Genomic DNA, 26,978 nt, shown 5'->3' with positions numbered 1-26,978 from the left:
GATGCAGCTCAAGTCTTTAACGCCTATGGGTGCGGCGTATCACTTGGAACAACTGTATGATGATATTCGAGTAAATCGAATGACAGATATTCCCATATTGAATGATAAATTAAAAGTGCAAGCTGTGGGGTTCCGTGAGTGGAATCAACATGTGTTAGGTGTGTTAATTACACCATGGTTTATGAACCTGATGTTACTACCTACTGAGAATACGGACTGGTCAACTTATGGTGTAGGAAGTAAGCATAGTTATACATTTGAAGCAGGTTCATTTGAATTTATTGTGGGAGAAGAAGAACGCTTAGGTAAATACATGAGCTGTTCCATGTTTTCACCCATGTTTGAGTTTGTAGACCATGAAGCGGCTGTACAAACAGCCGAGGCGATTGTTATTGGTATGTTCAATGCGGAAAACAAAGAGGTGTTAGGCTCAGAACCTTGGGATGAACAACATGAGTCTGCAAGTAAAGAAAGTTCGAGCATGGTCGAAACGGTGCTGGATGGCGTGCAAACAGTAGGCGCTGTAGCTAAAGAAAGTTTAGAAAAACCCATGTCGCGTCGCGAATTGCTGCGCGGTGGTTTTTTTAGAAATGTAAAAAATAAAACTTAAAAGGAAGTATGGCACAATGATGAAAGGCTATAATCTTACGAATATTGGTACACCATTGAAGGTATTGTTTACCAGTTACTTATGTGTAGTTGGCATTGGCTATCTGATGGCAGTCACACAAATTTTATTAACGCATGGTATGGCTGATGGCAAGTTTGGTTTGTCTGTGGATGATATTGTATACAGTTATTATGGTAATCGTACGGGCACATTGATTGAAAACAAATTGAATGGTTCGATGAAAGATATGGCAGATGAGCCAGATAGGGTAACGATTATCAAATGGGTTCGTGATGGTGCTAAAGAATCAACTTTTGAGTCCAGCGGTGCCAAAATGGTGTTTGAAAATACATGTATTGCCTGTCACTCTGAAGAAGCAGGCATGGGTCTTCCTGATTTTACAAAGTTTGAAAACATTAAAGAACGCGCAAAGCAAGATACTGGTGCAAGTGTTAAATCGCTAACACGAGTTTCGCATATTCACTTGTTTGGTATTGCCTTTATCTTTTTCTTTGTAGGCGCAATTTTTGTCTTTGCGACCAGTGTGCCTGTTTGGTTGAAGTCAGCGGCAATTGCTATGCCTTTTGTATCACAAATTATGGATATTTCATCATGGTGGCTAACCAAGTTTGACCCTGTGTTTGCATGGTTGGTTATGATTGGTGGTAGCGGCATGGGTTTAGCATTTGCCTTTATGTGGTTTGTTTCAGTATATGAGATGTGGTTTAGAAAACACGAGGATTCATCTGTCATTGATGAGCATTGATTGATGGGTTTAGAAGGCAATGTATCTATTTCACTGTTGCTTGCGAACCAAGGTGTTCAGCAAGCAGTGGTGAAGTCGCAACGACCATTACTGGCTCAAGCGCTTCTTGCTGGTACGAATGCAAAGCAAGCACCACAAAAGGTTGGGATGGTGTTTAACTTGTGCGCAAAAGCTCAAGCCTCAGCAGCGGCGTTTGCGGTTGAGCAAGCGATGCAAACAGAATCGTTTCGTGAGGCTTGTGGTGTACGGGCGCAGTTAGTGCGTATGGAATTAATGCGTGAGCATTTATGGCGTATTTGTTTGGATTGGCCAGTGCTTAGGGGGCTTTCTGCTAACCATGCGTTGATGAAACAAGTGTTGGGTTTAGATAAAGATTGGGAAACCTGTTTGGATGCAAACAAACAAGCCTTTGTTTGTGGTGAAGATGTGGTTAAACCATCAAGAAGCAAAGCATCCAAGGTTGCCATGAAGTTAGGCACCTTGCTCAAAGAACAGGTGTTTTATATGCCACCCAAAGCTTTTTTTGAGTGTAAGGGAGCAGAAGAGTTTTTGCTGTGGGCGCAGTACACACAGTTAAATGCACCGCAACTTATACAATACTTGGTCACACAAGCTTGGCAGGGTTCAGGTTCAACGGATACGCAAGCCTTGCCTGCATTTGAAACAGTATGGTTAGAACAAGTTTTGTCATCCGATTATGCTGATGGCTTTATGCAGGCTCCAAGCATTGATGCTAAAACTTATGAAAGTACACCCTATGCAAGACAACGGTCACACCCATTGATTGTGGAATTGGAGCAGAAATTTGGCGTGGGTCTACTGACTCGTTTTGCAGCGGTTTTATTGGAACTTGCCAAGACGTATTTGGATTTAGAAAAGGCATTGATGCAGTCTGAATCCAGATGTGATGCGGTGGGAAGTGCGCCTGATAAGACGGGTTTTGGTGCAGTGGAAGCTGCGCGTGGTCGCCTGCTACACAGGGTTGTTTTGGATGCTGAAAACAAGGTTGAAACTTACCAAATCGTTGCGCCAACGGAGTGGAACTTCCATCCTGATGGTGTGTTAAAACGAGCATTGGAAACGTTGCAAGGTGATGCTAAATCCATTGAACAACAAGCCAAACTATTGATTCATGCTATGGACCCTTGTGTTGCATTTGAATTAGAGGTGAGCCATGCATGAAATGTCACTGTGCGAAGGCGTGTTAACCGTTTTGGAAGATAGCGCCAAGCAACAAGGGTTTAAAAAAGTTAAAAAAGTTTGGCTAGAAATTGGCGTATTATCGGGTGTGGAACATGAAGCCATGTTGTTCAGTTATGATGTGGTGGTCAAAGGTTCGGTTGCTGATGGTTCAACACTGGAAATTATTGAACTACCAGCGCAGGCTTGGTGTATGCAGTGTATGAATGAAGTTGAAATTACAGGTCGGGGTGAACCATGCCCGTCTTGTGGTAGTTATCAGTTACAAATATCCAGTGGCGATGAGCTGCGGATTAAAGAATTGGAGGTGGAGTGATGTGTACAGTTTGCGGATGCAGTGAAGGTGAAACAACCATTGAAGGAGCGGCACACAGCCACAGTCATGATCATGAACACCCACACGACCACAGTCATGACCATTCCCATGACCACACCCATGACCACACCCATGAAGGACACTCTCACGATCATGAGCATCATCACCATGATGATAAAACACATGATTACGGACAAGGTCCAGCCCATGCTCATGCACCTGGCTTAAGTCAAAGCCGCATGGTGCAAATTGAGCAAGATATTTTGGGTAAAAACAATCAATATGCCAATGAAAACCGCAGTTATTTTGCAGAACATGCGATTTTGGCACTCAACCTTGTTTCAAGTCCAGGCTCGGGTAAAACAACATTGCTCACCAAAACATTAACCGACTTAAAAGGTACATTAGCTTTATCTGTGATTGAGGGCGACCAACAAACCGCCAATGATGCCGATAGAATCCGTGAAACAGGTGTCAAAGCATTGCAAATCAACACGGGCAAAGGCTGCCATTTGGATGCGCACATGGTGGGTCATGCCATGGAGCCACTTGCGCCTGAAGATAAGAGTGTATTGTTCATCGAAAATGTGGGCAATTTGGTTTGCCCTGCCGCATTTGATTTGGGTGAAGCGCATAAGGTTGCGATTTTATCGGTGACTGAAGGTGAAGATAAACCGCTGAAATACCCTGATATGTTTTATGCCGCAGATTTGATGATTTTGAATAAAATTGATTTGCTTCCTTATTTGAACTTTGATGTTGAGAAGTGCATGGCATATGCACGCCGCGTTAATCCGAGCATTAAAATTATCCAAGTATCAGCCACCACGGGTGAAGGTATGGACACATGGTATCAATGGATTCAAGCCACGCATCAAATCGCCATGATTGGTTATCAACCCAAGCTTGCTTCTGTGGATGCAGATGCCAAAGCAGCATAAAGGAGCATTGATATGTGTTTAGCGATTCCAGCAAGAATTGTTGCCATTGATGAAGCCACAGATATGGCAACCGTCACCTTAGGCAATGTCAAAAAAGATATTTCCATTGCTTTGATTGAAGATGTTAAAGTGGATGAGTATGTATTGCTGCATGTGGGTTATGCCCTGCACAAAATATCTGAAGAAGAAGCGGCACGCACACTTGAAATGTTTGATGAAGTTGAGCTGATGGAAGAATTTACAGGCGAGACAACTGAGGTTGCACCATGAAATATGTTGATGAATTCCGTGATGGGAAATTAGCCCGCAAACTTAGCAAAGCCATTGCACAAGAAGCTGATGACAATCGCACTTATAACTTGATGGAGTTCTGCGGTGGACATACCCATGCGATTTTCCGTTATGGTGTGCAAGACTTGATGCCTGAGAACGTCAAATTCGTGCATGGTCCAGGCTGCCCTGTTTGTGTATTGCCCATTGGGCGTATTGATAATGCCATTGCTTTGGTTGAAGATAATGATGCCATTCTTTGCACCTATGGCGATATGATGCGTGTGCCTGCTTCTGGTCGAAAAAGCCTGCTCAAAGCCAAAGCGGCGGGTGCAGATGTGCGCATGGTGTATTCTACGCAAGATGCCTTGAAATTGGCGCGTGAGTTTCCCGATAAAGAAGTGATTTTCTTTGCCATTGGTTTTGAAACCACCACGCCACCAACGGCTGTGGCTATTAAACAAGCGCAAGCTCAAGGCTTGAAGAATTTCACCGTTTTCTGTAATCATGTGTTAACACCTGCGGCGATTCAGCATATTTTGCAGTCGCCTGAAGTGCGTGAAATGGGTGCTGTTTCGATTGACGGGTTCTTTGGCCCTTCGCATGTGAGTTCGGTGATTGGTACAGAACCGTATGAATTTTTTGCAGAAGAATTCCAACGCCCTGTGGTGATTGCAGGATTTGAACCTTTGGATGTGATGCAATCTGCCTTGATGTTGATTAGCCAGCTTAATGAAGGTCGTTCCGAAGTTGAAAATGAATATACCCGTGTGGTGACACGCGAAGGCAACCTCAAAGCTCAAGCTTTGGTGGCTGAAGTGTTTGAATTACGCCGTGAATTTGAATGGCGTGGTTTGGGTATGGTTCCTTATTCAGCATTGTCGATTAAAGAAGAGTTTGCTGAATTTGATGCAGAAGTGCGTTTCTCCGTCCCTAAAATCGTGGCGTATGATGTAAAAGGTTGTGAATGCCCTTCGATTCTTAGGGGTGTGAAAAAACCAACCGATTGTAAATTGTTTGGCACAGTGTGTACGCCTGAAAACCCAATGGGCTCATGTATGGTTTCATCCGAAGGCGCATGTGCTGCATATTGGTCGTATGGTCGCTTCCGCCAGCCTGATGTGAAAGGTGGCAAAGTGATTAAGATTGAGAAAGAGGCGGCATAAGCATGGCAGAAAAACGATTTCCTATGAAGCTTAACCTCAAAAATGGTCAAGTTGAAATGGTACATGGCAGTGGCGGCAGAGCCATGGCGCAGTTGATTGAAGAAATTTTTGTCAAACACTTCAACAATGACTTGCTCAACCAAGGCAACGACCAAGCTTTGTTCCATGTGGATGCTGGGCGTATGGTGATGAGTTGTGATGGGCATGTGATTTCACCTTTATTTTTTCCAGGTGGTGATATTGGTTCGCTCTCGGTGCATGGCACCGTCAATGATGTTGCGATGTCTGGTGCAAAACCACTTTATCTTTCTGCGAGTTTTATCATCGAAGAAGGTTATCCATTGGCAGACCTAAACCGTATTGTGGAAAGCATGGCTGCGGCGGCGAAGAAAGCAGGTGTTATGATTGTCACAGGTGATACCAAAGTGGTTGAGCGTGGTAAAGGTGATGGCGTGTTTATCACCACCACGGGTGTTGGCGTTGTGCCTGAAGGTGTCAATATTTCAGGCGATAAGGCGCAAGCTGGTGATGTGATTTTGGTTAGCGGCACGATGGGCGACCACGGTGTAGCGATTATGTCTAGCCGTGAAGGTTTAGAGTTTGAAACTGAAATCTTATCTGATTCTGCGGCATTGAATGGTTTGATTACTGAAATGGTTGAAGCTGTGCCTGAAATTCACTGTTTAAGAGACCCGACCCGAGGTGGTTTGGCTACAACCTTAAATGAAATTGCCCAGCAATCGGGTGTAGGTATGCAGTTAATCGAAGATGATGTGCCTGTGCATGAAGATGTGAAAGCTGCATGTGAATTGTTGGGTTTAGACCCCATGTATGTTGCCAATGAAGGTAAGTTGATTTGCATTTGTGCCCCTGAACATGCGGATACCTTGCTCAAAGTGATGCAAAACCATGAATATGGTAAACATGCAGCCATTGTTGGCAAAGTGGTGGAAGATGAGCACGGTTTTGTGCAAATGGAAACCACATTTGGTGGCTCACGCATTGTCGATTGGTTGGCTGGCGAACAGCTACCTAGGATTTGCTAAGGTACTATGCGAATTTTGCTGCTGACCCACGCTTTTAATAGCCTTACCCAAAGGCTGTTTGTGGCATTGCAGCAGGATAAACATGAGGTCACCATCGAGTTCGACATCAATGATGAAACAGCGCAAGAAGCCATTGATTTGTTTCAGCCTGACTTGATTGTTGCACCTTATTTGAAGCGAGCCATTCCCGATTCGATTTGGCAAAATCATACATGTTTGATTGTTCACCCTGGCATTGTGGGCGATAGAGGCCCTTCATCTTTGGACTGGGCGATTATCAATAGAGAAAAAACTTGGGGTGTCACTGTGCTTCAAGCCAATGCCGAGATGGATGCGGGCGATATTTGGGCAAGTATTGAATTTGAGATGCGTGATGCCACCAAAGCCAGTATTTACCGCAATGAAGTGACCACGGTCGCCGTACAAGCTGTGCAACAAGCGGTTAAACATTTTAAAGACTCCGAATTTAAACCAACACCCTTAAAACAAAAGCTTTTATCTGCCAAAGGAAAGCTGCGCCCTTTGATGGCGCAAAATGTGCGACGAATCAATTGGCAGCAGGATGATACCGAAACGGTATTACGCAAAATCAGGTGTGCGGATGGTTTTCCAGGTGTGCGTGATGAATTATTTGGTCGGGAAGTGTTGATTTATGATGCACACATTGCCAAGGGTTTACGGGGCAAAGCAGGTGAGGTTATTGCCAAGTCTGGACTTGCAGTTTGCAAGGCAACCATGGATGGTGCTATCTGGGTTGGACATGTTAAAGACAAAGCTCAGGAGCATCCCTTTAAGCTGCCAGCAACCCTTTTATTTAAAGCGCAATGCAAGGACTTATACGAAGTCCCATCCAGTGAAGGTTATCAAGAGATTTTGTATGAGGAAAATATGGGTGTGGGCTATATCCACTTCCCATTCTATAATGGTGCAATGAGCACTCAGCAATGCAAAGACTTGCTTAAGGCATATAAGGAAGCTACGCAACGAAAAACCAAGGTGATTGTATTGATGGGTGGCTCTGACTTTTGGTCCAATGGTATTCATTTAAATATGATTGAGGCGGCAAAAAGTCCTGCGGATGAATCATGGGCAAATATCAATGCCATGAATGATTTATCTGAAGCGATTATTCAAACGACTTCGCATATGGTTATCTCTGCTATGCAGGGGAATGCTGGAGCTGGTGGCGTGTTTCTAGCACGCGCGGCTGATGAAGTTTGGGCGCATGAGCATGTGATTTTGAACCCGCATTATAAAGATATGGGCAACCTATTTGGCTCTGAATATTGGACTTATTTATTACCTAAGTATTGCGGCGAAGCGCATGCTAAGCGAATTACTCAAGCCCGCTTACCTATGGGGGTCGCTGAAGCCAAGGACTTAGGCTTGGTGGATGATGTTATGGTGGGTGAAAAAGGTTGTATGCAGGCTAGGGTCAGGGAAAAAGCAAGAGGTTTAGCGAGCAGTGAAGGTTTAAAGTTGTTTTTACGTAAGAAGAGAAAGCAACGTCAACAAGATGAAGCTGCCAAACCTTTGGCAGTTTATCGCGAAGAAGAACTAAGGCGCATGAAAAAGAACTTTTATGGCTTTGACCCTAGCTACCATGTGGCAAGATATAACTTTGTTTATAAAGTCTGTAAGTCGCGTACCCCGTTAACACTAGCTAGTCACCGTAACATAAGGGCAATGCAAACAAGGAGGGCGGCATGAGTGAAATATTACCATCCATTTTATTGGTGGATGATGAAATCCGTGTTTTAGAATCGCTGAAACGTTTGCTGGAAGATGATTTTGATGTGCACATCGCTACTTCTCCTGATGAAGCCATGATGGTGATGACAGATGAGTGGATTCAAGTGGTTATTTCTGACCAACGCATGCCTGTGATGACAGGTGTTGAATTTTTGCAAGAGGTTCGAGGGCGTTTCCCCGAAGTGATTCGCATTATCATTTCTGGATACACCGACTCTGAAGATATTATCACCGCCATCAATGAGGCGGGTATTCATCAATATATTACCAAACCTTGGGATCCTAATAACTTGTTGCTAACAGTACGCAATGCTGTGCGTTTGTTTGAACTGCACCGGGAAAACCAACAATTATCAACAGAGCTAAAAATGTTACCAACTTCTGTTGAAGAAGGTTTACAAGAAATTCGTCAACGTCTGATAAACTCTTATGATGTGGACTATGGTATTGTGCGTGCGCCAGATAGCTGTATGAACCAAGTGTGTGATGTGATTCGTCAGGTCGCAACATTTGATGTGTCGGTATTGTTGATGGGTGCTTCGGGTGTGGGTAAAGAGTTGTCAGCGCGGGCTTTACATTATGGGAGTTTACGCTCAGATAAACCGTTCATTGCAGAGAATTGTGCTGCATTGCCTGATGAATTACTTGAAAGTGAACTATTTGGTTATAAAAAAGGTGCTTTCACGGGTGCAAACACCAGTCGTATAGGTTTGTTTGAAGAGGCGGATGGGGGTACAATTTTCTTGGATGAGATTGGTGATACTACGCCTGCCTTTCAAGTCAAACTACTGCGTGTGCTGCAAGAAGGTGAAATTCGTCCATTGGGTGGCAATGAACGTAAAAAAATCAATGTGCGTATTATTGCAGCCACCAATAAAGATTTAGAGCAAGAAGTCCGTGAAGGGCGATTCCGTGAAGATTTATATTATAGGCTTTCAACATTCAAAATTATGATTCCACCCCTGTCTGAACGCCTGCAAGATGTTCCTTTGTTGGCGCAAGCAGTTTTGACTGATGCGATGCGAGAATTGGGCAAAAAGGTGAAAGGTTTTAGCGATGAGGCTTTAGCGTGTATGCAGGCTTACCATTGGCCAGGCAATGTGCGTGAATTGCAAAATGAAGTCAAACGGATGTTGGTGATGTCAACAGGTGACTATTTGGGTGCAGAGTTGTTGTCACCACAAGTATTAAGAGCAGCGCCCCAAGAGGATGAAGCAGAGTTAGACTGGCTGATGACACAAGAGGGCTCATTGCGTGAACGATTGGATAGCTTGGAAGCTAAGATTGTGAAGGAAGCATTGATTCGCAATCGTTGGAATAAAAGTAAAACGGCAAAAGAACTGGGGCTATCCCGTGTGGGCTTACGCAATAAACTCGAACGGTATGGTTTAGAAAAAGTTGAAACCTTGGACTCACCTGATGATACATTGCAAGTCGTAGAAAGTTGAGTAAATTATAGCCATGCCGCAAGCTCTTTCTCAGCAAATTACCAACACCGCAACCCATGCGATGACACAAGGTAATGAAGAGATGTGGATTGAAGTGATCCAAAAAATGGATGTGGTGTATGCAGATTTATTGCGGTATCAGGTTGAACTTGAAGAGAAAAATGCGGAGTTAGAAGAGGCGCAGCAGTTTATTCGTGGTGTTTTATCTTCAATGACGGATGTGCTGATTGTTTGTGACTTATCAGGCAACGTACAACAGTCTAATTTTGCGCTATCACAACTTTTAGGGTGCAGTGAAAGTGGCTGTACTGGTGTTGCACTAACAACATTATTTGATGAATCTTCACAAGTGAAAATTGAAACATGTTTGGAGCGTATTCGTAAGGGTGCGACAGAAGAAATAGAAGTTTGCATGACTGATGCGCAAGGTATGGCATCGCCCCTCGTGATTCGCTGCTCACCTCGATATGACCATGAAGGTATATTGGTTGGCATGGTTTTGATTGGTCGCCCTGTGGGTGAGTTGCGCAAAGCATATAATGATTTGAACCAAACGCATACCGAGCTTAAGCAAGCGCAAGCGCAACTGGTGCAATCAGAAAAGATGGCATCACTGGGGCGTTTGGTAGCAGGTGTGGCGCATGAGTTGAATAATCCGATTAGCTTTGTGCATAGTAATATGTTTGCCATTAAGAAGTATGGGTATCGTTTGCGTGAATATATTGAGGCATTGCATGAGAAATTGGGTGATAAGCTTGATAAGGATTTACGCAAACGGTTAAAAATTGACCGTATTTTGGATGATATTCCATCCTTAGTTGATGGTGGCTTAGAGGGTACCATGCGTGTCAGCACCATTGTTCAAGATTTGCGCCGTTTTTCCAGTTCACATCGCGAAGAAAAAACAGAGTTTGATGTGCTGGATGTGGTGAGTAATGCTGCCAAGTGGGTGACGCAAACATCAAAAACACGCGCCAAATTATCCATTGAAGGTGAGCACCTGCGTATCCATAGTTATGAAGGGTTTGTGCATCAAGTGTTGGTGAATTTGATTCAAAATAGCTTGGATGCTATGGAAGATAAAGATGAACCTCGCATTGATGTTCGTTGCTTTCAGCAGGGTCATGAGGCTGTGATTACAGTGAAAGATTATGGTGCAGGTATTTCCAAGCAGGATAAATTGAAAATATTTGATCCCTTTTTTACCACCAAAGAGGTGGGTAAAGGCACGGGGCTGGGTTTATATATCAGCTATGGCTTGATTGTAGAGCAGTGTGAAGGGCGTTTGATGGCAGATAATCATGTGGACGGTGGTGCGGTGTTTACCATTGCTTTGCCTTACCAAGCGGATGAAACATGAGCGACCCACTCAATTTGTTATGGCTTCAATCAGGGGGCTGTGGTGGTTGTACCATGTCATTGCTGAATGCGGAGTCGCCTGATGTATTAGGCTGCTTGGATATGGCGGGCATCAACCTTTTATGGCATCCATCGTTAAGCTTAGAAACAGGTTTGCAAGTCACCAATATTTTAAATGATATTGCTGCTGGAAAAATTAAACTGGATATTTTGTGTTTGGAAGGTTCGGTGATTCGTGGCCCGAATAATACGGGTAAGTTTCACATGTTGGCAGGTACGGGAGAACCCATGATGCATTGGGTTGAGCGACTGTCAGCACAAGCTGAATATGTTGTTGCAGTTGGAACATGTGCGGCTTATGGCGGTATCACCGCAGCAGGTGGCAACCCATCCGATGCTTGTGGTATGCAATATGACGGTGAAAAAAAAGGTGGGCTTTTGGGGGCTGATTTTCGCTCCAAGGTAAACATGCCTGTGGTCAATATTGCAGGTTGCCCAACCCATCCCAACTGGGTGACAGACACATTGGCTGAAATTGCTTTGGGTGATTTTAGCGAAGCCAATATGGATAGCTTGGGTAGGCCACGCAGTTATGCTGACCAATTGGTGCATCATGGTTGCACACGGAATGAGTTTTATGAGTTTAAAGCCAGTGCTGAGAAACCCTCGGATTTGGGTTGTATGATGGAGCACATGGGGTGTGTAGGAACGCAAGCGCATGCTGATTGTAACACAAGGCTTTGGAATGGCGAAGGTTCATGTATTCGCGGTGGCTATGCGTGTATTAACTGCACAGCACCAGGTTTTGAAGAACCTGGGCATAATTTTACCCAAACACCCAAAATTGCAGGTATCCCTGTGGGTTTACCAACAGATATGCCTAAAGCATGGTTTGTTGCCTTGGCATCCTTATCCAAAGCAGCAACACCTGAACGATTAAAGAAAAATGCAGTGGCCGACCATATTGAAGTGGCACCAAGTATTCACCTAAAGAACAAACGATGAGGTTGTTATGAGTCGAAGAATTATTGGACCATTTAACCGCGTTGAAGGCGACTTGGAAGTGCAGTTGGATATTGAAGACGGGCAGGTTAATGATGCTTGGGTGGTATCGCCCATGTATCGTGGTTTTGAACAAATGTTGCATGGTAAAAACCCAACAGATGCTATGACTTATGTGCCGCGTATTTGTGGTATTTGCTCTGTTGCACAATCGGTTGCCGCAGCTTATGCCATTGCTGATGCACAAGGTATTCAAATGCCTAAAAATGGTGAGTTAGCTACGAATCTTATTTTAGCCAATGAAAATTTGGCCGACCACCTCACTCATTTTTATATGTTTTTCATGCCTGACTTTACGCGAGATGTGTATCAAAATGAACCTTGGTTTGATACCATGAAAACACGGTTTTACCCAGTCAAGGGTACGGCTGCCAAAGATATGCTGCCTGCCAGAGCTCAATTTATGCATATGATGGGTATGTTGGCGGGCAAGTGGCCACACACCCTATCCATTCAACCTGGTGGAACTTCGCGGGCCATTACTGCTGTGGAAAAGGTGCGGTTGTTGGGTATATTGTATCAGTTTAGAAGCTTCTTAGAAAACACCCTGTTTGGTGATAAGTTAGAGCACATTGCCAATCTATCTTCCAGCAAAGATTTGCAAGCATGGGTGATGCAAAATGAACATCGGCAAAGTGATTTTGGTGCATTCTTAACCATTGCAGACAGTTTGAATTTAGCAGCCATGGGCAATGCCACAGATCATTTCATGAGCTTTGGTGTATACCCCGTTGCTGGTAAAAAGTTATTTGATGCTGGGGTATGGCAAGATGGGATTGCCTCGCCCTTGCAGCCTGAAACCATCAAGGAAGATGTGTCGCACAGTTGGATGAAAAATGGCAGTGAGCCTAAACATCCGCGTGAGGGAGTCACCATACCCGATCCTGATATGAAAGATGGATATACATGGTGCAAAGCACCGCGTTTGGGCGGTGATGTGGTTGAAGTTGGGGCGTTGGCGCGTCAACTTGTCAATGGTCATCCTCTTATTCAAAGCTTGGTTGCTGAGTCTGGCGGCAATGTTCGCAATCGTATCGTTGCCCGATTGTTAGAGCTTGCTTTGGTGGTGGTGGAAATGGAAAAGTGGGTCAAAGAAGTGCAACCTGATGAACCTTTTTACCACTTAACATCTATGCCTGATGAGGCTGAAGGCGCAGGCATGATGGAAGCAGCACGCGGTAGCCTTGGGCATTGGTTGCAGGTGAAAAATGGTCGTATTTTAAACTATCAAATTATAGCGCCAACCACTTGGAATTTTGCCCCGCGTGATATACACGGGCAGCTTGGCGCACTGGAGCAAGCACTATTGGGAGCGCCCGTTCGAGAGGGCGAAGACACACCTGTTTCCGTGCAGCATATTGTGCGCTCATTTGATCCTTGCATGGTGTGTACTGTCCACTAAATGATTGGCATTGAAGTTCGTGTTCGTGGGGTGGTGCAAGGGGTGGGGTTTCGCCCATTTGTTGCCAACTTAGCTGAGGATTTGCATATCAAAGGGCAGGTTTGGAACGATGCGGAAGGTGTGTTGATTCAGGCTTGGGCGGATAAAAGTGTGTTGGATATATTTGTGCAAAGCATCCAAGACTCAGCACCACCGTTGGCAAAAATCCAGTATATTGAAAGCGTAGTTTTAGATAAAGTCTGTCATCTTAAAGGCTTTGAAATTATCACCAGCATTCAAGGTAAAACGGCAACGGGTGTTGCTGCTGATGCGGCCACATGTGCTGAATGTTTGGCTGATGTGCAAAACCAAGAGGATAGGCATTATCAATACCCATTTACCAACTGCACGCACTGTGGACCAAGACTTTCGATTATTCGTGAAGTACCGTATGACCGTGCCAACACCAGCATGTCTGCCTTTGCCATGTGTGATGCCTGTTTGGCAGAATACCAAAACCCGAAAGACAGGCGGTTTCATGCTCAACCCAATGCCTGCCCAGATTGTGGACCACAGCTTTTATGGCTGGATAAGACAGGTGAAGTGTTGGATGTTGAAGATGCGCTTGATGAAGCTGCCAGGCAAATCAAACAAGGTTTGGTTGTTGCCATCAAAGGTATTGGTGGCATTCACTTGGCATGTGATGCAACTCATGAACATGCGGTGAATATGCTGCGCCAACGAAAGCGCAGATTTGATAAACCTTTTGCACTGATGGCAAAAGATATTGGGCAAATCCATCAATATGCGCACATCACAGCAGACGATACGGCGGCACTGATCGGCGTGGCGGCACCAGTTGTGGTGTTGCAGGCAAAAGAAGACTCAACGATTGCGGATAGTGTTTCGCCGCATCAATCAACTTTAGGGTTTATGCTACCTTATACCCCTTTGCACCATTTATTGATGCAGAAGCTTGATCATTCCATCGTGCTAACATCAGGTAATGTAAGTGATGAGCCGCAATGTATTGATAATGATGATGCGGTGGCAAGGCTTTCGGGTATCGCGGATGGTTTTTTGTTGCACAATCGTGATATTGTAAACCGTCTTGATGATTCGGTATTAAAGGTGATGGCAGATGCGCCACGCATATTGCGCCGTGCCAGAGGTTTTTCACCATCTGCATTGGTATTGCCCCAAGGTTTTGAAAACGCGCATGGTGTGCTTGCTATGGGTGGTGAATTGAAAAACACCTTTTGTTTGCTTCAGTATGGGCAAGCGATTATGTCGCAACATATGGGCGATTTAGAGAATGTGGCAGTGCATGAGGACTATCAAAAGAATTTGGCTTTGTATCAGCAGCTGTATGACTTTACACCAACGCATATCGCAGTGGATAAACATCAAGACTATTTTTCCACACAGTGGGGCACTTATCTTGCCGAAGAACAAGGTTTGAAGCTGACCCAAGTGCAGCACCATCATGCGCATATTGTGGCATGTATGGCAGAGCACGGTTTGCCGTTGGGTAGCGAGGTGCTGGGCATTGCTTTGGATGGTTTAGGTATGGGGGAGGATGGCACGTTTTGGGGCGGCGAGTTTCTACATGTGTCCTATGCTTCATTCAAGCGATTGGGCAGTATTCAGGAAGCACCCATGTTGGGAGGAAGCCAAGCCATGAAAGAGCCTTGGCGTAATGCTTTTGCGCAACTACAAGCTTTGGGCTGGGATAAGGTGGCGCATGACTTTTCAGCATTGCCGCTGATACAAAAACTTGGGCAAAAGCCAGTCGCCAATCTTCAAGTGATGTGTAACAAGGGTTTGAATTCACCACAGGCTTCGTCCACGGGGCGTTTGTTTGATGCTGTGGCAGCGGCATTGGATATTTGTTTTGAAAAAGTCAGTTTTGAAGGGCAAGCAGCCATGGCTCTGGAAGTATTGGCTGAGCAAAGATTGAGCCTGAAAACTGAGGTTTATCCCGTTGAAATAAAGGTGCTTGATGGCGTTTGGCGAATCCTATGGAAGCCGATGTGGTTAGCCTTGTTGAATGATTTGAAAGCCAATGTTTTAGCTACGGATATTGCAGCTAAGTTTCATCAAACTGTTATCTATGCAGCCTCTAAACAAGCTGTGAAACTGGCTTGTGCTAAAAAGTGTAGCCAAGTCGTATTAAGTGGTGGTGTTTTTCAAAATAGGTTGCTTTTAGAGGGTGTTCAACAGCAGCTCCAAACGCAAGGTTTTGATGTTTTAATCCCCCGAGATTACCCCATGAATGATGGAGGACTTGCTTTGGGGCAGGCGGTGATTGCGCTTGCAAAATCGAAAACTTAGTATCCCATATTGCTTAATGAGTGACTATTAAGCTTTCATAGAATGCAATGCTAGGGTTAGGCTTTTTTGTCTTCTACGGGGTCTGATTTATCTGTGTTACCTGATAAGTTGGTGCGAAAGTTTTTGATACCTTTGGCTAAACCTTCACCCAAAGCAGGTAGTTTTTTCGCACCAAATAGTAGCAAAACAATCACGACAATAAGTATTAACTCTGTTGTACCTAAGCCAAACATATACGCTCCTTAAACCACTAGCCCTTGCACAATGCCAATTTCATACATGACATAAAGCCCAAGCCCAAGGGTGGCGATACCAATGGTCGTTTGTAGGCGACCATAAATATGGGTTAGTCGTTTGGCAGATTGACGTAAAGGAATCATAATAATCGTTGCCATGATTGCCATGCCCAGCACAGAGCCTAAACCAAATATAAGAATATAAACAAAGCCTAAAGCTGGGGTTTCAACTGTTTGTAAGGTTAAGGCAATCAGGGCTGCAGAGCCTGCCATGCCGTGCATCATACCCACAAATAATGGACGAAAAGAGAATTTTTTATGTTCATGCTCATGTGCTGAGTCGCTATGTGCACCTTCATTGGCATGGGAATGAGCATGAAAATGCTTGATGCCATCAGCGTGCTCATGCATGTGAAAATGTATGCGCTCTTTACGCATTCTATAAATGACATCAATGCCCAGTGTTACCAACATGATACCGACAGTAAACTCTAAGCCTAATGCCATGGTTTCAGGAATAAGTGAATGCGAGAATATTACAATAGAGCCAAACAATAATAATGTGAGGGTGTGGCCTATACCCCAAGTTGCACCTACACGTATGCCTTCTGCTAATGATGTACTGCGTGTTGCCATAGAAGCCACTGCCGCAACATGGTCTGCCTCCATGGCATGTCGAAGTCCTAATAAAAAACCAAAAATTAAAATGCTTAGCATACCTTCTCCCCATGTGTTTGATGGTGAACAACATGCAACTTATGTGCCAAGCAAACTTCATGGGTGAGATTATAAATGGTTAGGATAGCCCTATTTTGAACTATAAAGTGCTTGTTTGTACAATTATTATCTAGCTTGTGAGAAAATTGAGGATACTAAGAAAACAAAGCGAAATGCTTCGGTGGACTGTGATAAGTTCGATGGATTATTTAAGTAATCTTGGATACGAATGCTTAATTGCCCATATTTCCCAAGGGGTCGGGTGTTATTGATTTTCTTTTCGCCCAACTTTTGATGCTTGGTGAGAGCAAGCCCTTTCCGCCAATGTTGTTTGCGTTGTGCATTACTGAGTTTATCTATATTTTTGCCATAGAGCCAAGTGAAGATGATATGCTTTTTGACAATCCCCATTTGTAACAATGCTTGATAAAAACGGTTCGCATTTTCGATATTTCGGAATACTAAATCATTTGATTTTTGCCTAGAATGTTGAATGTAGTAATCTAGCATAAAAGTATATGCTTCAGGTGTTTCGTTTTTGAGTGTGTTTAGGCGAATCGCAAAGTCTTTGGCAAGAGCATCCCCCTGATAGGTGGTTGGTTTTCTTGGGCATAGTAAGACTCGACCATCATTTGAGGTCATAAAGCGGATGCGTGGGCTTTTGTGTCGATCATTGCTTTTAAGGCCTTGAAGGTTTTGTGCATTGGCTACAATTTGTTTCGTCTCATCCGTGGTTAGTCCATACCGTTCAGCCAAAGTTTCAAGGTTTAGGCTATGTTTGCTATAAAGGTAAAGTAGTTTCCAAATATCTAATAAATTACTGTAAACATTATAGGTTTCATTATTGTCAATATATTCCAACTCCCCTCTTTTTTGAAGATAAACTAGTTTATCTTTATGTTTTTTTCGTAACCTTGTGATTAGTGCATCCGAACCACCGCTTTTAAGGATACGATATACTGTCGCTTGTTTCATTTGTGTGGCATTCACCCAGATTTGTTTTTCAATAGGTTTTAGGTGGTGCTGTAGGTTATGGTGCAAGAGCACATCACACCAATGGATATAATGTTCTAGGGTAATGCTTGGGTTAGCATGACCAAGCATAGCTGTAATGGTATATAAATGTTTGCGAGTTGGTTTTTGATGCAAATATAGTTTTTGTTTAAACTGAGTGCCGCTCTCAAGCCACTGTTTGGTAAAAGGCATATGGTTGAAGAACTGTTGTGGAACCCCATGCTCTGCACACATCAAACGCAATATGTTCCATGATGCACATGAGTGCCTTAGGCTGTGAAAGCGTAGGCTTTCATCTCCTGTAGCTTGGCGCAGTGCTCGGTGAATGGCTGGAAAAATAAGTTCTTCAGGTACAAATGCGTATTGCTTGTCAGGAATACTGAAAACATATTCAGAATAGGGTTTATTTTGTTCTTGTTGCTTTCGTTTTTCAAGCCAGTCCATAAATGCTTGAAGTAGCTCTTTAGGTAATAAGCAATAAAGAAGAACCCTTCGAGTGGAACTTTTGGTTTTTAAACGCCGTGTAGCATGGGGGCGAATGATTAGTTCTGGTGCAACTGAGGCATGCACATCAATCATACGCAGTTTTAGGATTTCGCTACGGCGCAACCCACAAAAGAAAGATATTGTAGTTAATAGTTTTGCAATGGTGGTGAGATCAGGATGAATCAAATCCAAGTCACCTTGGTTCAAGCAAGTAAAGGTTCTATAGAGTTCATCAACACTGATAATATTGGCATCAACTGAAGTGAGTGTGTGGGAAATGCCAAGAACCGAGTTGTCGAGTTCGGGGCATTGATGTTCTTTGACCAAGTAATGGTGAAACTCGCTTAGAATACGGGCAATGGTTCGCCTAGACTTATCTTCCTCCTCCAAAATTTGTGTGTAAATGTCTTCAAAAGCTTCGATATTAAAGGTTCTTAGGTCTTGGTCACCAATTGTGCCGTATAGTCGGGTAGATATGCGACTAACATAGTTGCGGATAGTACTTATTCGAAGGGTACGGTGAAATGATGAACCATGTTGAATATAAAATAACATGCAAAAAGCCAACGTATAACCATTGAGTAGACCAGCCCATAATTATTCAAAAAGCCACCTTGGTATTATTCATGTTGAAAGGTTATGAAGTCAAACGTCTTCACCATCAGGTTGAGTGGTTTACTGGGTACAGGACTGGAGGACACAGGAAAGATGTGCATTGCTATACTCTATTCCGTGTAAAAAAAATACTGGGTGGTTTTTTGAATAATTATGGGCTGGTTTTTTATGCCAATGGGATGGCTTTTTGATGGTAATCTATACAGTCCAACCAACTGACCTTCATGTGTAGTGGAAAACAACTATCAGTCTCATAAGATTATAAAATGTCGCTAAGATACTTTTCCTCTAAGGTTTTCATGAATGACTCTCTAGCACTATAGAAAACATGCTTAAGTTTACATTCATCTATTAATGGGCATGTATTTGTTTCTTTGGAAAAACACTCCTGAATATCCATGTTTGGCTCAGTAAGCCTAACAACTTGGCTAAGCTGAATTTCATTCGGTTTCCTCGCTAAACGAATTCCTCCATTCTTTCCACGAATGGTTAATATATACCCATTTGTTCCTAGTTGATGAACAACTTTAACCAAGTGATTGCGAGAAATATTATGGTATTTACTTATTTCTGAAATGGTCGAAAGACGGTCTTGGTGAGTACCTAAATAGAGGAGAGTTCGCAAAGAGTAGTCTGTATATTTAGTTAGTTGCATGCATGTAACATATATTTTATTGACATCTTTATCAACCCTTCATAAGGTGCATCCTATATACATCTTATAGGCATGAGATTATACATTATAAAAGTGTATTTTTTTTACCCTATAAGATGTATTTAATATATAACTATTAGGAGGAAAGTATGCAGGATATTGCATGGGCCATTTCAATATGGCTAATGGGACTGCTCGGAGCAGCATTTATATTCGTTATCATAAAGTCTGGTGATGCGGTAGATGCCACAGCGGTGCAGGGACCAGCAGGAAAAATAAGGGCAATTTTATTTTGGTTGATACTTATTGTAGGAGTTCCAGTAGGTATGCTGACATTGGAGAAGTTACCGTATTCAACGTCGGCAGATGGTAATATACAAATAGTAGAAATCGAAGGGTCTCAATACAACTGGGATATTAGCCCTATGGAGATAGAGGTAGGAAGACCGGTTGAATTTCATGTTACTTCAGCTGATGTGACTCACGGTTTTGCTATATATGATGATACAATGACATTGATAGCTCAAACGCAGGCGATGCCAGAGTATACCAATGTGTTGACGTATACATTTACGAAGCCAGGGGTCTATAAAATTCTCTGTCTTGAATATTGTGGTATGGGACATCACACGATGTCTGAAGAAATTACGGTTACAAGCAATGGAGGAGTCTGAAGTGAAGAATATAATTTCTAAAGGTGCTAAGGATTCAGTTCTCGTTTATTTGTCAACAGCTGGGGTGGTATTGTTACTTCTGATGCTGTTTGGGTTAACTATGCGTACTGCGCAGTCAGGCGGATTGTCTATTCCAGACGAACTATTTTATCAATTAATGACGGCACATGGTATTGGTATGGTAGGGATTGCGGGAATATGTGGCGCATCAATCATGTGGTATTTTCTTGGGCAGTACGTGAAGCTAAGTACTCCAATCTTTATATTAAACTTAGTATTGTTTTTAGTTGGCGTGGTAATGATTCTCAGTGCAATATTTTTGGGTGGATTTGCTGCAGCATGGACATTTCTTTACCCTCTTCCTGCGATGTCTGGTGGTGGATGGGAAGCAGGTGCCGCGGTATTGTATTTAAGTGGTGTTTTGTTGATTGGGGTAGGGTTCCTAGTTTTTCATCTAGATACAGGGTGGGCTATTCTAAAGAGGTATGGCAGCATAAGTAATGCGATGGGCTGGCCACAACTGTTTGGTAATAGTACTGCAGATGCACCACCACCAACGGTTGTTGCTTCTACAATGGTGCTAATTATTAATGTGCTGGGTTTGGTTTCTGGCGCAGCAGTTTTAGTGATTAGTATTATCAATATTCTTGTTCCAGAGTTTACTATTGATCCGTTACTGGGCAAGAATATGATTTTCTTTTTTGGCCATGTGTTTATCAATGCTACTATTTATATGAGTGTGATTGCTGTTTATGAAATTGTACCGCATTACACTGGTCGTGCATGGAAAGCTAATAAACCCTTTTTACTTGCTTGGACATGCTCAACATTGTTTGTGATTATTGTTTACCCTCACCATTTATTAATGGATTTCGCTATGCCAACTTGGATGATGGTTATGGGACAAATCATTTCATATTTGAGTGGTATTCCAGTACTTGTTGTTACTGCTTTTGGTGCCTTAACCTATGTGCATCGCTCAGGTCTCAATTGGTCTATGCCTGTAAGTCTTTTGTTTTTAGCAGTTTTCGGGTGGGCTGTGGGTTCAATTCCGGCTATTGTTGATGGTACAATTGTGGTGAATCAGGTTCTACATAATACCCAATGGGTACCAGGTCACTTTCATACTTATTTACTCCTAGGTTTAGTACCAATGGTTATGGGTTTTATGTATTACATCACTAAAAATGAAGGTAGTAAATTAGACCGAGCGGCCCTGCTGTCATTTATTGTTGGGGGATTGGGCTTTATATTAACTTTTCTTTGGGCAGGTAAGGAGAGTGTTCCTCGTCGTTTTGCAGAGCACCAACCAGAATGGTTGATGATTGATGCGATTGGCGCAGTTTTTGCAGGTTTGACGATACTGAGTGTTATTATATTCGTGTTAAGCTTCTTAAGCCGTGTTGGCAAGGCTGTGAGAACATAGTATGAACAAGGTCATCAGCATTCTTATAATATTAAGTATTGGAGTTAGTATTTTATGGGTAGGGACTGATGGCCTGAAAGTTTTAACAACAGAAGGAGAAAGGCGTAAACTGGTGGAAGAGCAGCCTAGGCCTCTTCCACCAGTAACCTTGAGAGATCAAAGGGGTGAACTTTTTAAGCTTCAAGATTTCCAAGGGAGTAATGTACTTGTAGAGTTTATTTATACACGTTGTTCGACGCTTTGTCATGAGCTGGGTCAAACATTTGAATATGTGGCTGAAAAAATACCGCCATACCTACAAGGAAGGCATGTGTACTTGATAAGCATTAGCTTTGATCCACGTGATACGGTTGAAGATCTCAAGAGTTATGGTGATAGATATGGAACCATTCCTGATTTTTGGAAGGTTGCGAAAGTAGAAAATAAAAAAGAGCTTAAATTATTATTGGAAACATTTGGAATTACAGTAATACCCGACCAGAAGGGGGACTTTGAGCATAATGCAGGAGTTCACTTTGTGAATAAGTCAGTAAAATTGGATAAAATTGTTAGTTTAGAACCACACTCAGAAATTATTAAAGAATTGGTGCTGCGCTTGTAATGGAGAGGGATAATTCAATAAGTACTTATTATATAGGGATTGTGATCATTCTAGTCCTTTTATTTCCAAGTATTCGAAACTTCTTAGAGTCATCTTTAATTCTCCATATGTTAATACAGATTCCAACTTTGATTTTGGCGGGTTGGTTTGTGGGGCGAAATTTAAAGTCGAATATGATGCAAGATTGGAATGAGGGTGGTTTGCCAGGGCTTTTTATTAGCCTCGTGTTTATCTTATTTTGGATGATACCCCGTTGGCTTGATGCCTCACTAAATGAGACACTTTGGGAAATATTAAAGTTTACCACTATTCCGCTATTGATTGGGATTCCTCTAGGCATGAGTTGGTTCCGTATGTCGGGTTTTGCCCGTGCTGTTGTATGGACTAATGGCATTTCAATGTTGGTTGTGGTTGGCTGGCTTTATGTATCTTCTCCCATAAGAGTGTGTAATAACTACTTGGTAAACCAACAAGAAGAGTTTGGTTATGCTGCCATGATATTAGCGTTGGTAATTGCATTTTTTTGGGTTGTATTTCTGTTTTTTGGTAGTTGGAAACAACCCATTATTACTACAGGCGACGACCTGCATTAGAGATAAAATACGATAGTTACAGGAGTAAATATGAATCTACAATCCATAGTTAACTTTATTGCTATAGAGGTTGACCCTACTAGCCATGCTGAGAAACTGCTCTCTGGGGTTGGTGGATTTTTGGCTATTTTTATTGTTTATCATATCAGTTATTTTTTACTGGGAGATGGTGCATTTTTAATAGTAGCCTCAATGGGTGCAGCGACTGTTCTACTATTTGCTGTGCCGCATGGGGTACTTTCACAACCTTGGCCGTTATTCGGTGGTCACCTGTTGTCGGCATTCATTGGTGTGAGTTGTGCCCAACTCATTCCAGATATATATGTGGCTGCAGCCGCAGCTGTTGGTCTTTCGGTAACTACAATGTATTATCTGAGGTGCATTCATCCACCTGCTGGCGCTACAGCACTTACCGCTGTGGTGAGTGGTTCTTCGGTGACCGCATTGGGCTTTGAATATATTATTGCACCTGTATTGATTAATGTGCTAGTGATTTTTTCTGTTGCTTTTCTGTTTAACTTCTTCTTAAAAGGTAGGCGCTACCCTGCATGCCTTGGTAAATTGGATAGCAGAGCAACTGAGTCAAAGGTTTCAGAAAATAAGTTGTCACATCAGGGCATTAGGCATGCTTTACGACAGATTGATTCGTTTATTGATATAAGTGAAGATGATTTGAATCTGATATACCACCTAGCAAATGATTATGACCAAAAGAAATAAGCATAAAAACAAGTTGCCTTTTGTAGCTGTATAGGAGTTACCCCGTCCAAGAGTTGCTGCCTTGAGCTTTAGGTAGGGTGGATTCAACGCACACTTTCACATTGCTTTTATCCATTTTAAGGATTTTGTTATCTGAATAACTCGTGTTTTTGTATTCAAAGCACAACACCCCTGTGAAAAATAAATAACTGCCTACATATTAACGGTGTTTTAAACCGTAGGTAGTACAGGCTTGTACAGACGTTAGCAGCTAGTACCGATGTTATTTTACTTAGGTTAAGATAAGGATAACATTTAAAATAATGGAGATAATAGCCAGCCCTTTCCAAAAACCAATGGGGTTACGTTCGATAAGCGGCACACCTGCCTTCATGAATTCAGGGTTGGGGTTGGATAAATCATGCTGAAACTCTGAGAAAGAATCGTATCTTCGTTCAGGGTTTTTGCTTACAGCTTTTTGAATGGCTCTATCCATCCAAATGGGTACATCTTGATTGTAGTTGCGTACAGAAATATAATCGTAATGTTTGTGTGGTTTGGCTTCTTCAAGTTTACCATAAGGAAAATGACCACCGCTGAGCATTTCATAAATGGTTACGGCTAATGAATACATATCACTTTTTGGGGTAGCTTCATAACCATCAAACAGCTCAGGTGCAATGTAATTGGCTGTGCCTCCCACATGCATTTGTTTGATTGGAGTGTGGATTTCCTCTAAACCAGATACACGTGTGCTGCCAAAGTCGATAATTTTAATTGTACCGTGTTGGTCAACCATGATATTTTCAGGTTTGATGTCTTGATGCACCATTTCTTTACGGTGAAAAGCCCTTAAACCTTTAATCATTTGTCCAATCATATCGCGAACTTTTTCGAGGTCGGGTTTTGGATGGTCTAATATCCATTGGGCGAGCGATTGCCCTTGTAAAAATTCTGTGACATAATAAATGCAGCTGCGTTCACGTTTAAGTTGCAATACTTTAAACACATGTGGGCTATCAATGCGTCTGCCTACCCACACTTCATGCAAGAAGCGGTCGATATAAGCGGGGTCATCTTCAAAGTTTACGGAAGGCGTTTTAAGTACCACGTTTTCACCGCTTTCGATGTCTTCCGCCAAATACACTTGTATGGTATTGCTGGTATGCAGCTCTTTAATAACTTTGTAGCCATCAAGCTCTTGTCCAGGTTCTAATGGTGGCGGGAAGGGGAGCGCAGTTAGTTTTTTATAATACTCATTTTCATCTTGGTTAGGCAGTTGGGTCACGCGTAAAACTTGTGCTGTGAGGTTATCATCACTACCTGATTCTAAAGCTGCGTTGACGATATGTTGTGCGGCAGCTTCTGCATCACCCTCTACAGCGAAATTCATGATGGTTGTATCATCAATAAATTCATGAATACCATCTGTGGTGAGCACAAAGGTGTCATCCACTTCAACAAGGTGTCTGGCATAATCAAAGTGAACATCATGTTCACCACCCATAGCACGTGCTAAATAAGTTTTATTTTTATCAATCACTAAGCGATGGTCTTTGGTTAGACACTTTATTTTTCCATTTCGGATGCGGTAAACACGGGAGTCACCAACATGAAAAATATGTGCTGTTGTTGATTTCAAGATAAGAATAGCCAATGTAGTTGCTAAACTTAGCTCTGAGGCATAACGAATTTGGCCTTGATTATATAACCAAGAATTCAATGATTTGATAATACGTTCACCTGATGTTTGTACGCTCCAAGACATGGGGGTGCTAAGGTAATCATCGATGAATGCTTTAACACAATGTTCACTGGCTTCGCGCCCTGCTTCTGATGAGCCAACACCATCGGCGGTTACAGCCACAATGCCTTTGTGCGTAAGCGCTGCACCTTTTGAAATATGAATGCCGCAGGAGTCTTCATTGTGGGGTTTGATGCCCGCGCTGGTGTGTTGCCCTGCTTTAACTTGTAAAACGTCTGCCATTCATTTGCCGCCCTTACCTGCTATGATTAATGAAGGTTTATTTTTTCAATACTGCCATCTTCATTTTGTTCGTACATAAAACCTTTGGGTTCTTCAAGTAATAACATGACGAGTAAGAAGATAGCAAATGCCGCCGCAGATATAACCATAAAGAAGGTGTCTGAGGATACAAAAGATAAGACGGTAAGGAAAGTTACCCCGCCGACATTACCAAATGCACCCGTTGTACCCGCAACACCACCAGTTAAGCGGCGCTTCACCAAAGGTACAACGGCAAACACTGCGCCATTACCAGCGTTGACAAATACAGCCGCAATCACCATCACGCCCACAGCTGCAGGAATCGACCAATCGGGGGTGATTTGAGACATCAAGAAAAAGCCTACAGCGGCACCAATCAGGGTAATGGACAAAACGAGCTTACGCCCAAATTTGTCGCTCCAGTAGCCGCCCATAGGGCGCATCACAATATTTAACCCTGCAAAAATCGATGCAATCAAAGCGGCTTCTGCCACGGATAAATTTGCGCTGTCTTTGAATGTATCAAAGAAGAATAAAGGAAGCATGGAAATCACGGCAAGCTCAGCACCAAATGTAATCATATAAGAAAAATTCAAGGCGGCAACTTGCTTAAATTTGTAGCGGTGAATTTCAGGTACAGGTCGCGCGTTGGCGGCAAATAAACCTTTATTGATTTTATAAATATTCGATACTTGGTAAGCGTAGAGTACAAATAAAGCTGCGTAAATCATCCAAGTAATATTGGCTGAAAAAATATCAAGGTTAGCTGGGCCAACTTTCCAAGCCAAGGTACCAAGTGCTAAATAAAGGGGTGCGGTCATGGCGCAATATAAAAAGAAGTCACCCTTGCTGGTCACTTCCATTGCACCTAAGTTTTTCGGGCGGAAGTAGGTGGTACCTTTGGGGTTATTGCTCACTGAAAAATAGAAAACAACTGAAAAGCCTAGTGCTAAGAATCCAGTCGTGGCTACAGCCCAACGCCAGCCATCATCCCCACCAATCCATGCAGCCAGTGTAGGTAATAAGATGGCAGCACCTGCGGAACCAAAATTGCCCCAGCCACCATAAATACCTTCGGCAGTACCGACTTGTTTGGCAGGAAACCATTCTGATACCAAGCGAATGCCAATTACAAAACCTGCGCCCACAAAACCCAATAAAAAGCGGTAGGTGGCAAGCTCGGTGTAGGTTTCTGCAAAAGCGAATAAGAAGCAAACGATACTACCCAAACCAAGCAAAACTGAGAATGTAATTTTAGGCCCGTATTTATCCACCAACATACCAATGATGATGCGGGCAGGAATGGTGAGGGAGACGTTTAAGATAAGTAGAAGTTTTACTTCTTGGTCGGATAGGCCAAAAGTTTCACGGATGGATGCGAGAAGGGGGGCAAAGTTAAACCACACCATAAAGCTGATAAAAAACGCCAGCCATGACATGTGTAGAATTTTCATTTTGCCAGTGAAGGAAAATAAGTTTATTTTGCTTTGGTCAACGCCAACACCTGTTGCGGCCATGTGTTTTTCTCCTCGCTTATCTTGAATGCATGCGCGTATTTCTGCGATTAATGATTTTGCATACTTTGCGTTAGGAGCAAGGCAAG

At 42.9% G+C, this 26,978-nt stretch carries 25 protein-coding genes; 19 read left to right on the top strand and 6 right to left on the bottom strand.

The genetic code is table 11. The annotated features are described in order from the left end of the window. Window position 1: 1 nt before the first annotated feature. The 14 genes from hybE to hypF are packed head-to-tail and all read left to right on the top strand — an operon-like array spanning window position 2 to window position 15,651. On the top strand, window positions 2-610 hold the full coding sequence (hybE, locus tag DM09_RS00925; protein WP_051937869.1) for a [NiFe]-hydrogenase assembly chaperone HybE: 609 nt from the start codon (window positions 2-4) through the stop codon (window positions 608-610). 16 nt (window positions 611-626) lie between these two features. Next, window positions 627-1,376, top strand: a complete 750-nt coding sequence (locus tag DM09_RS00920; protein ID WP_038246851.1) for a hypothetical protein — start codon at window positions 627-629, stop codon at window positions 1,374-1,376. Window positions 1,377-1,379: 3 nt separating this feature from the next. Further along, window positions 1,380-2,558 carry a nickel-dependent hydrogenase large subunit gene (locus tag DM09_RS00915; RefSeq protein WP_038246850.1) on the top strand — a complete coding sequence of 393 codons (1,179 nt, stop codon included), beginning with the start codon at window positions 1,380-1,382 and terminating at the stop codon, window positions 2,556-2,558. After that, window positions 2,551-2,892, top strand: coding sequence for a hydrogenase maturation nickel metallochaperone HypA (hypA, locus tag DM09_RS00910; protein ID WP_038246847.1), 342 nt, complete (start codon window positions 2,551-2,553; stop codon window positions 2,890-2,892). The genes DM09_RS00915 and hypA overlap by 8 nt, the downstream gene beginning before the upstream one ends. After that, window positions 2,892-3,833 carry a hydrogenase nickel incorporation protein HypB gene (gene hypB, locus DM09_RS00905; RefSeq protein WP_038246845.1) on the top strand — a complete coding sequence of 314 codons (942 nt, stop codon included), beginning with the start codon at window positions 2,892-2,894 and terminating at the stop codon, window positions 3,831-3,833. Before hypA ends, hypB begins: the two co-directional genes overlap by 1 nt. Window positions 3,834-3,845: 12 nt before the next feature. After that, on the top strand, window positions 3,846-4,103 hold the full coding sequence (locus DM09_RS00900) for a HypC/HybG/HupF family hydrogenase formation chaperone (protein WP_038246842.1): 258 nt from the start codon (window positions 3,846-3,848) through the stop codon (window positions 4,101-4,103). Further along, on the top strand, window positions 4,100-5,269 hold the full coding sequence (hypD, locus tag DM09_RS00895) for a hydrogenase formation protein HypD (RefSeq protein WP_038246839.1): 1,170 nt from the start codon (window positions 4,100-4,102) through the stop codon (window positions 5,267-5,269). The genes DM09_RS00900 and hypD overlap by 4 nt, the downstream gene beginning before the upstream one ends. Before the next feature lie 2 nt (window positions 5,270-5,271). Then, window positions 5,272-6,315 (top strand): hydrogenase expression/formation protein HypE, encoded by a 1,044-nt coding sequence (hypE, locus tag DM09_RS00890; RefSeq protein WP_038246837.1) that lies wholly within the window; start codon window positions 5,272-5,274, stop codon window positions 6,313-6,315. Between the two features lie 6 nt (window positions 6,316-6,321). Beyond that, window positions 6,322-8,025, top strand: a complete 1,704-nt coding sequence (locus tag DM09_RS00885; RefSeq protein WP_038246834.1) for a hydrogenase maturation protein — start codon at window positions 6,322-6,324, stop codon at window positions 8,023-8,025. Further along, window positions 8,022-9,515, top strand: a complete 1,494-nt coding sequence (locus tag DM09_RS00880) for a sigma-54-dependent transcriptional regulator (RefSeq protein WP_038246831.1) — start codon at window positions 8,022-8,024, stop codon at window positions 9,513-9,515. Before DM09_RS00885 ends, DM09_RS00880 begins: the two co-directional genes overlap by 4 nt. 13 nt (window positions 9,516-9,528) lie before the next feature. Further along, a complete protein-coding gene (locus DM09_RS00875) occupies window positions 9,529-10,875 on the top strand; it encodes an ATP-binding protein (RefSeq protein WP_038246828.1) in 1,347 nt (448 codons plus the stop codon). Continuing rightward, a complete protein-coding gene (locus DM09_RS00870; RefSeq protein ID WP_038246825.1) occupies window positions 10,872-11,879 on the top strand; it encodes an NADH-quinone oxidoreductase subunit B family protein in 1,008 nt (335 codons plus the stop codon). The genes DM09_RS00875 and DM09_RS00870 overlap by 4 nt, the downstream gene beginning before the upstream one ends. A 7-nt stretch (window positions 11,880-11,886) precedes the next feature. Next, the gene (locus tag DM09_RS00865) at window positions 11,887-13,338 is read left to right on the top strand and encodes a nickel-dependent hydrogenase large subunit (RefSeq protein ID WP_038246822.1); all 1,452 of its coding nucleotides are present in this window, start codon (window positions 11,887-11,889) and stop codon (window positions 13,336-13,338) included. After that, the gene (gene hypF, locus DM09_RS00860; RefSeq protein WP_038246819.1) at window positions 13,339-15,651 is read left to right on the top strand and encodes a carbamoyltransferase HypF; all 2,313 of its coding nucleotides are present in this window, start codon (window positions 13,339-13,341) and stop codon (window positions 15,649-15,651) included. Between the two features lie 56 nt (window positions 15,652-15,707). On the opposite strand, the gene tatA is transcribed toward hypF, so the two are convergent. The 4 genes from tatA to DM09_RS00840 form a co-directional block, all read right to left on the bottom strand. Further along, entirely contained in the window at window positions 15,708-15,884 is a 177-nt protein-coding gene (tatA, locus tag DM09_RS11265) for a twin-arginine translocase TatA/TatE family subunit (protein ID WP_081881030.1), read from the bottom strand. Window positions 15,885-15,893: 9 nt separating this feature from the next. Then, window positions 15,894-16,604, bottom strand: a complete 711-nt coding sequence (locus DM09_RS00855) for a sulfite exporter TauE/SafE family protein (RefSeq protein ID WP_038246816.1) — start codon at window positions 16,602-16,604, stop codon at window positions 15,894-15,896. Window positions 16,605-16,730: 126 nt separating this feature from the next. Continuing rightward, window positions 16,731-18,659 carry a tyrosine-type recombinase/integrase gene (locus DM09_RS00850; protein ID WP_038246812.1) on the bottom strand — a complete coding sequence of 643 codons (1,929 nt, stop codon included), beginning with the start codon at window positions 18,657-18,659 and terminating at the stop codon, window positions 16,731-16,733. 319 nt (window positions 18,660-18,978) lie between these two features. Then, window positions 18,979-19,374 carry an RrF2 family transcriptional regulator gene (locus DM09_RS00840; RefSeq protein WP_038246806.1) on the bottom strand — a complete coding sequence of 132 codons (396 nt, stop codon included), beginning with the start codon at window positions 19,372-19,374 and terminating at the stop codon, window positions 18,979-18,981. Between the two features lie 149 nt (window positions 19,375-19,523). On the opposite strand from DM09_RS00840, the gene DM09_RS00835 reads away from it, so the two are divergent. The 5 genes from DM09_RS00835 to DM09_RS00815 all read left to right on the top strand — a co-directional run bounded on the left by DM09_RS00835 (window position 19,524) and on the right by DM09_RS00815 (window position 23,388). Beyond that, on the top strand, window positions 19,524-20,048 hold the full coding sequence (locus tag DM09_RS00835; protein WP_038246803.1) for a cupredoxin domain-containing protein: 525 nt from the start codon (window positions 19,524-19,526) through the stop codon (window positions 20,046-20,048). Then, window positions 20,035-21,474, top strand: a complete 1,440-nt coding sequence (locus DM09_RS00830; protein WP_038246800.1) for a cbb3-type cytochrome c oxidase subunit I — start codon at window positions 20,035-20,037, stop codon at window positions 21,472-21,474. The genes DM09_RS00835 and DM09_RS00830 overlap by 14 nt, the downstream gene beginning before the upstream one ends. Before the next feature lies 1 nt (window position 21,475). Next, the gene (locus DM09_RS00825; RefSeq protein ID WP_038246797.1) at window positions 21,476-22,075 is read left to right on the top strand and encodes an SCO family protein; all 600 of its coding nucleotides are present in this window, start codon (window positions 21,476-21,478) and stop codon (window positions 22,073-22,075) included. 107 nt (window positions 22,076-22,182) lie between these two features. Then, a complete protein-coding gene (locus DM09_RS00820) occupies window positions 22,183-22,668 on the top strand; it encodes a hypothetical protein (RefSeq protein WP_051937867.1) in 486 nt (161 codons plus the stop codon). A 30-nt stretch (window positions 22,669-22,698) separates the two neighbouring features. Then, on the top strand, window positions 22,699-23,388 hold the full coding sequence (locus tag DM09_RS00815; protein WP_051937865.1) for an HPP family protein: 690 nt from the start codon (window positions 22,699-22,701) through the stop codon (window positions 23,386-23,388). A gap of 271 nt (window positions 23,389-23,659) precedes the next feature. On the opposite strand, the gene DM09_RS00810 is transcribed toward DM09_RS00815, so the two are convergent. After that, window positions 23,660-25,354, bottom strand: coding sequence for a bifunctional protein-serine/threonine kinase/phosphatase (locus tag DM09_RS00810; protein ID WP_038246792.1), 1,695 nt, complete (start codon window positions 25,352-25,354; stop codon window positions 23,660-23,662). 26 nt (window positions 25,355-25,380) lie between these two features. Further along, a complete protein-coding gene (locus tag DM09_RS00805) occupies window positions 25,381-26,892 on the bottom strand; it encodes a NarK family nitrate/nitrite MFS transporter (protein ID WP_038246789.1) in 1,512 nt (503 codons plus the stop codon). Window positions 26,893-26,978: the final 86 nt, after the last annotated feature.

Origin of the sequence: Ghiorsea bivora (assembly GCF_000744415.1) — a bacterium.
Classification (GTDB): Bacteria; Pseudomonadota; Zetaproteobacteria; order Mariprofundales; family Mariprofundaceae; genus Ghiorsea; species Ghiorsea bivora.
Note: the sequence above shows the minus strand (reverse complement) of the source record. Positions and strands in the feature narration are given on the sequence as shown.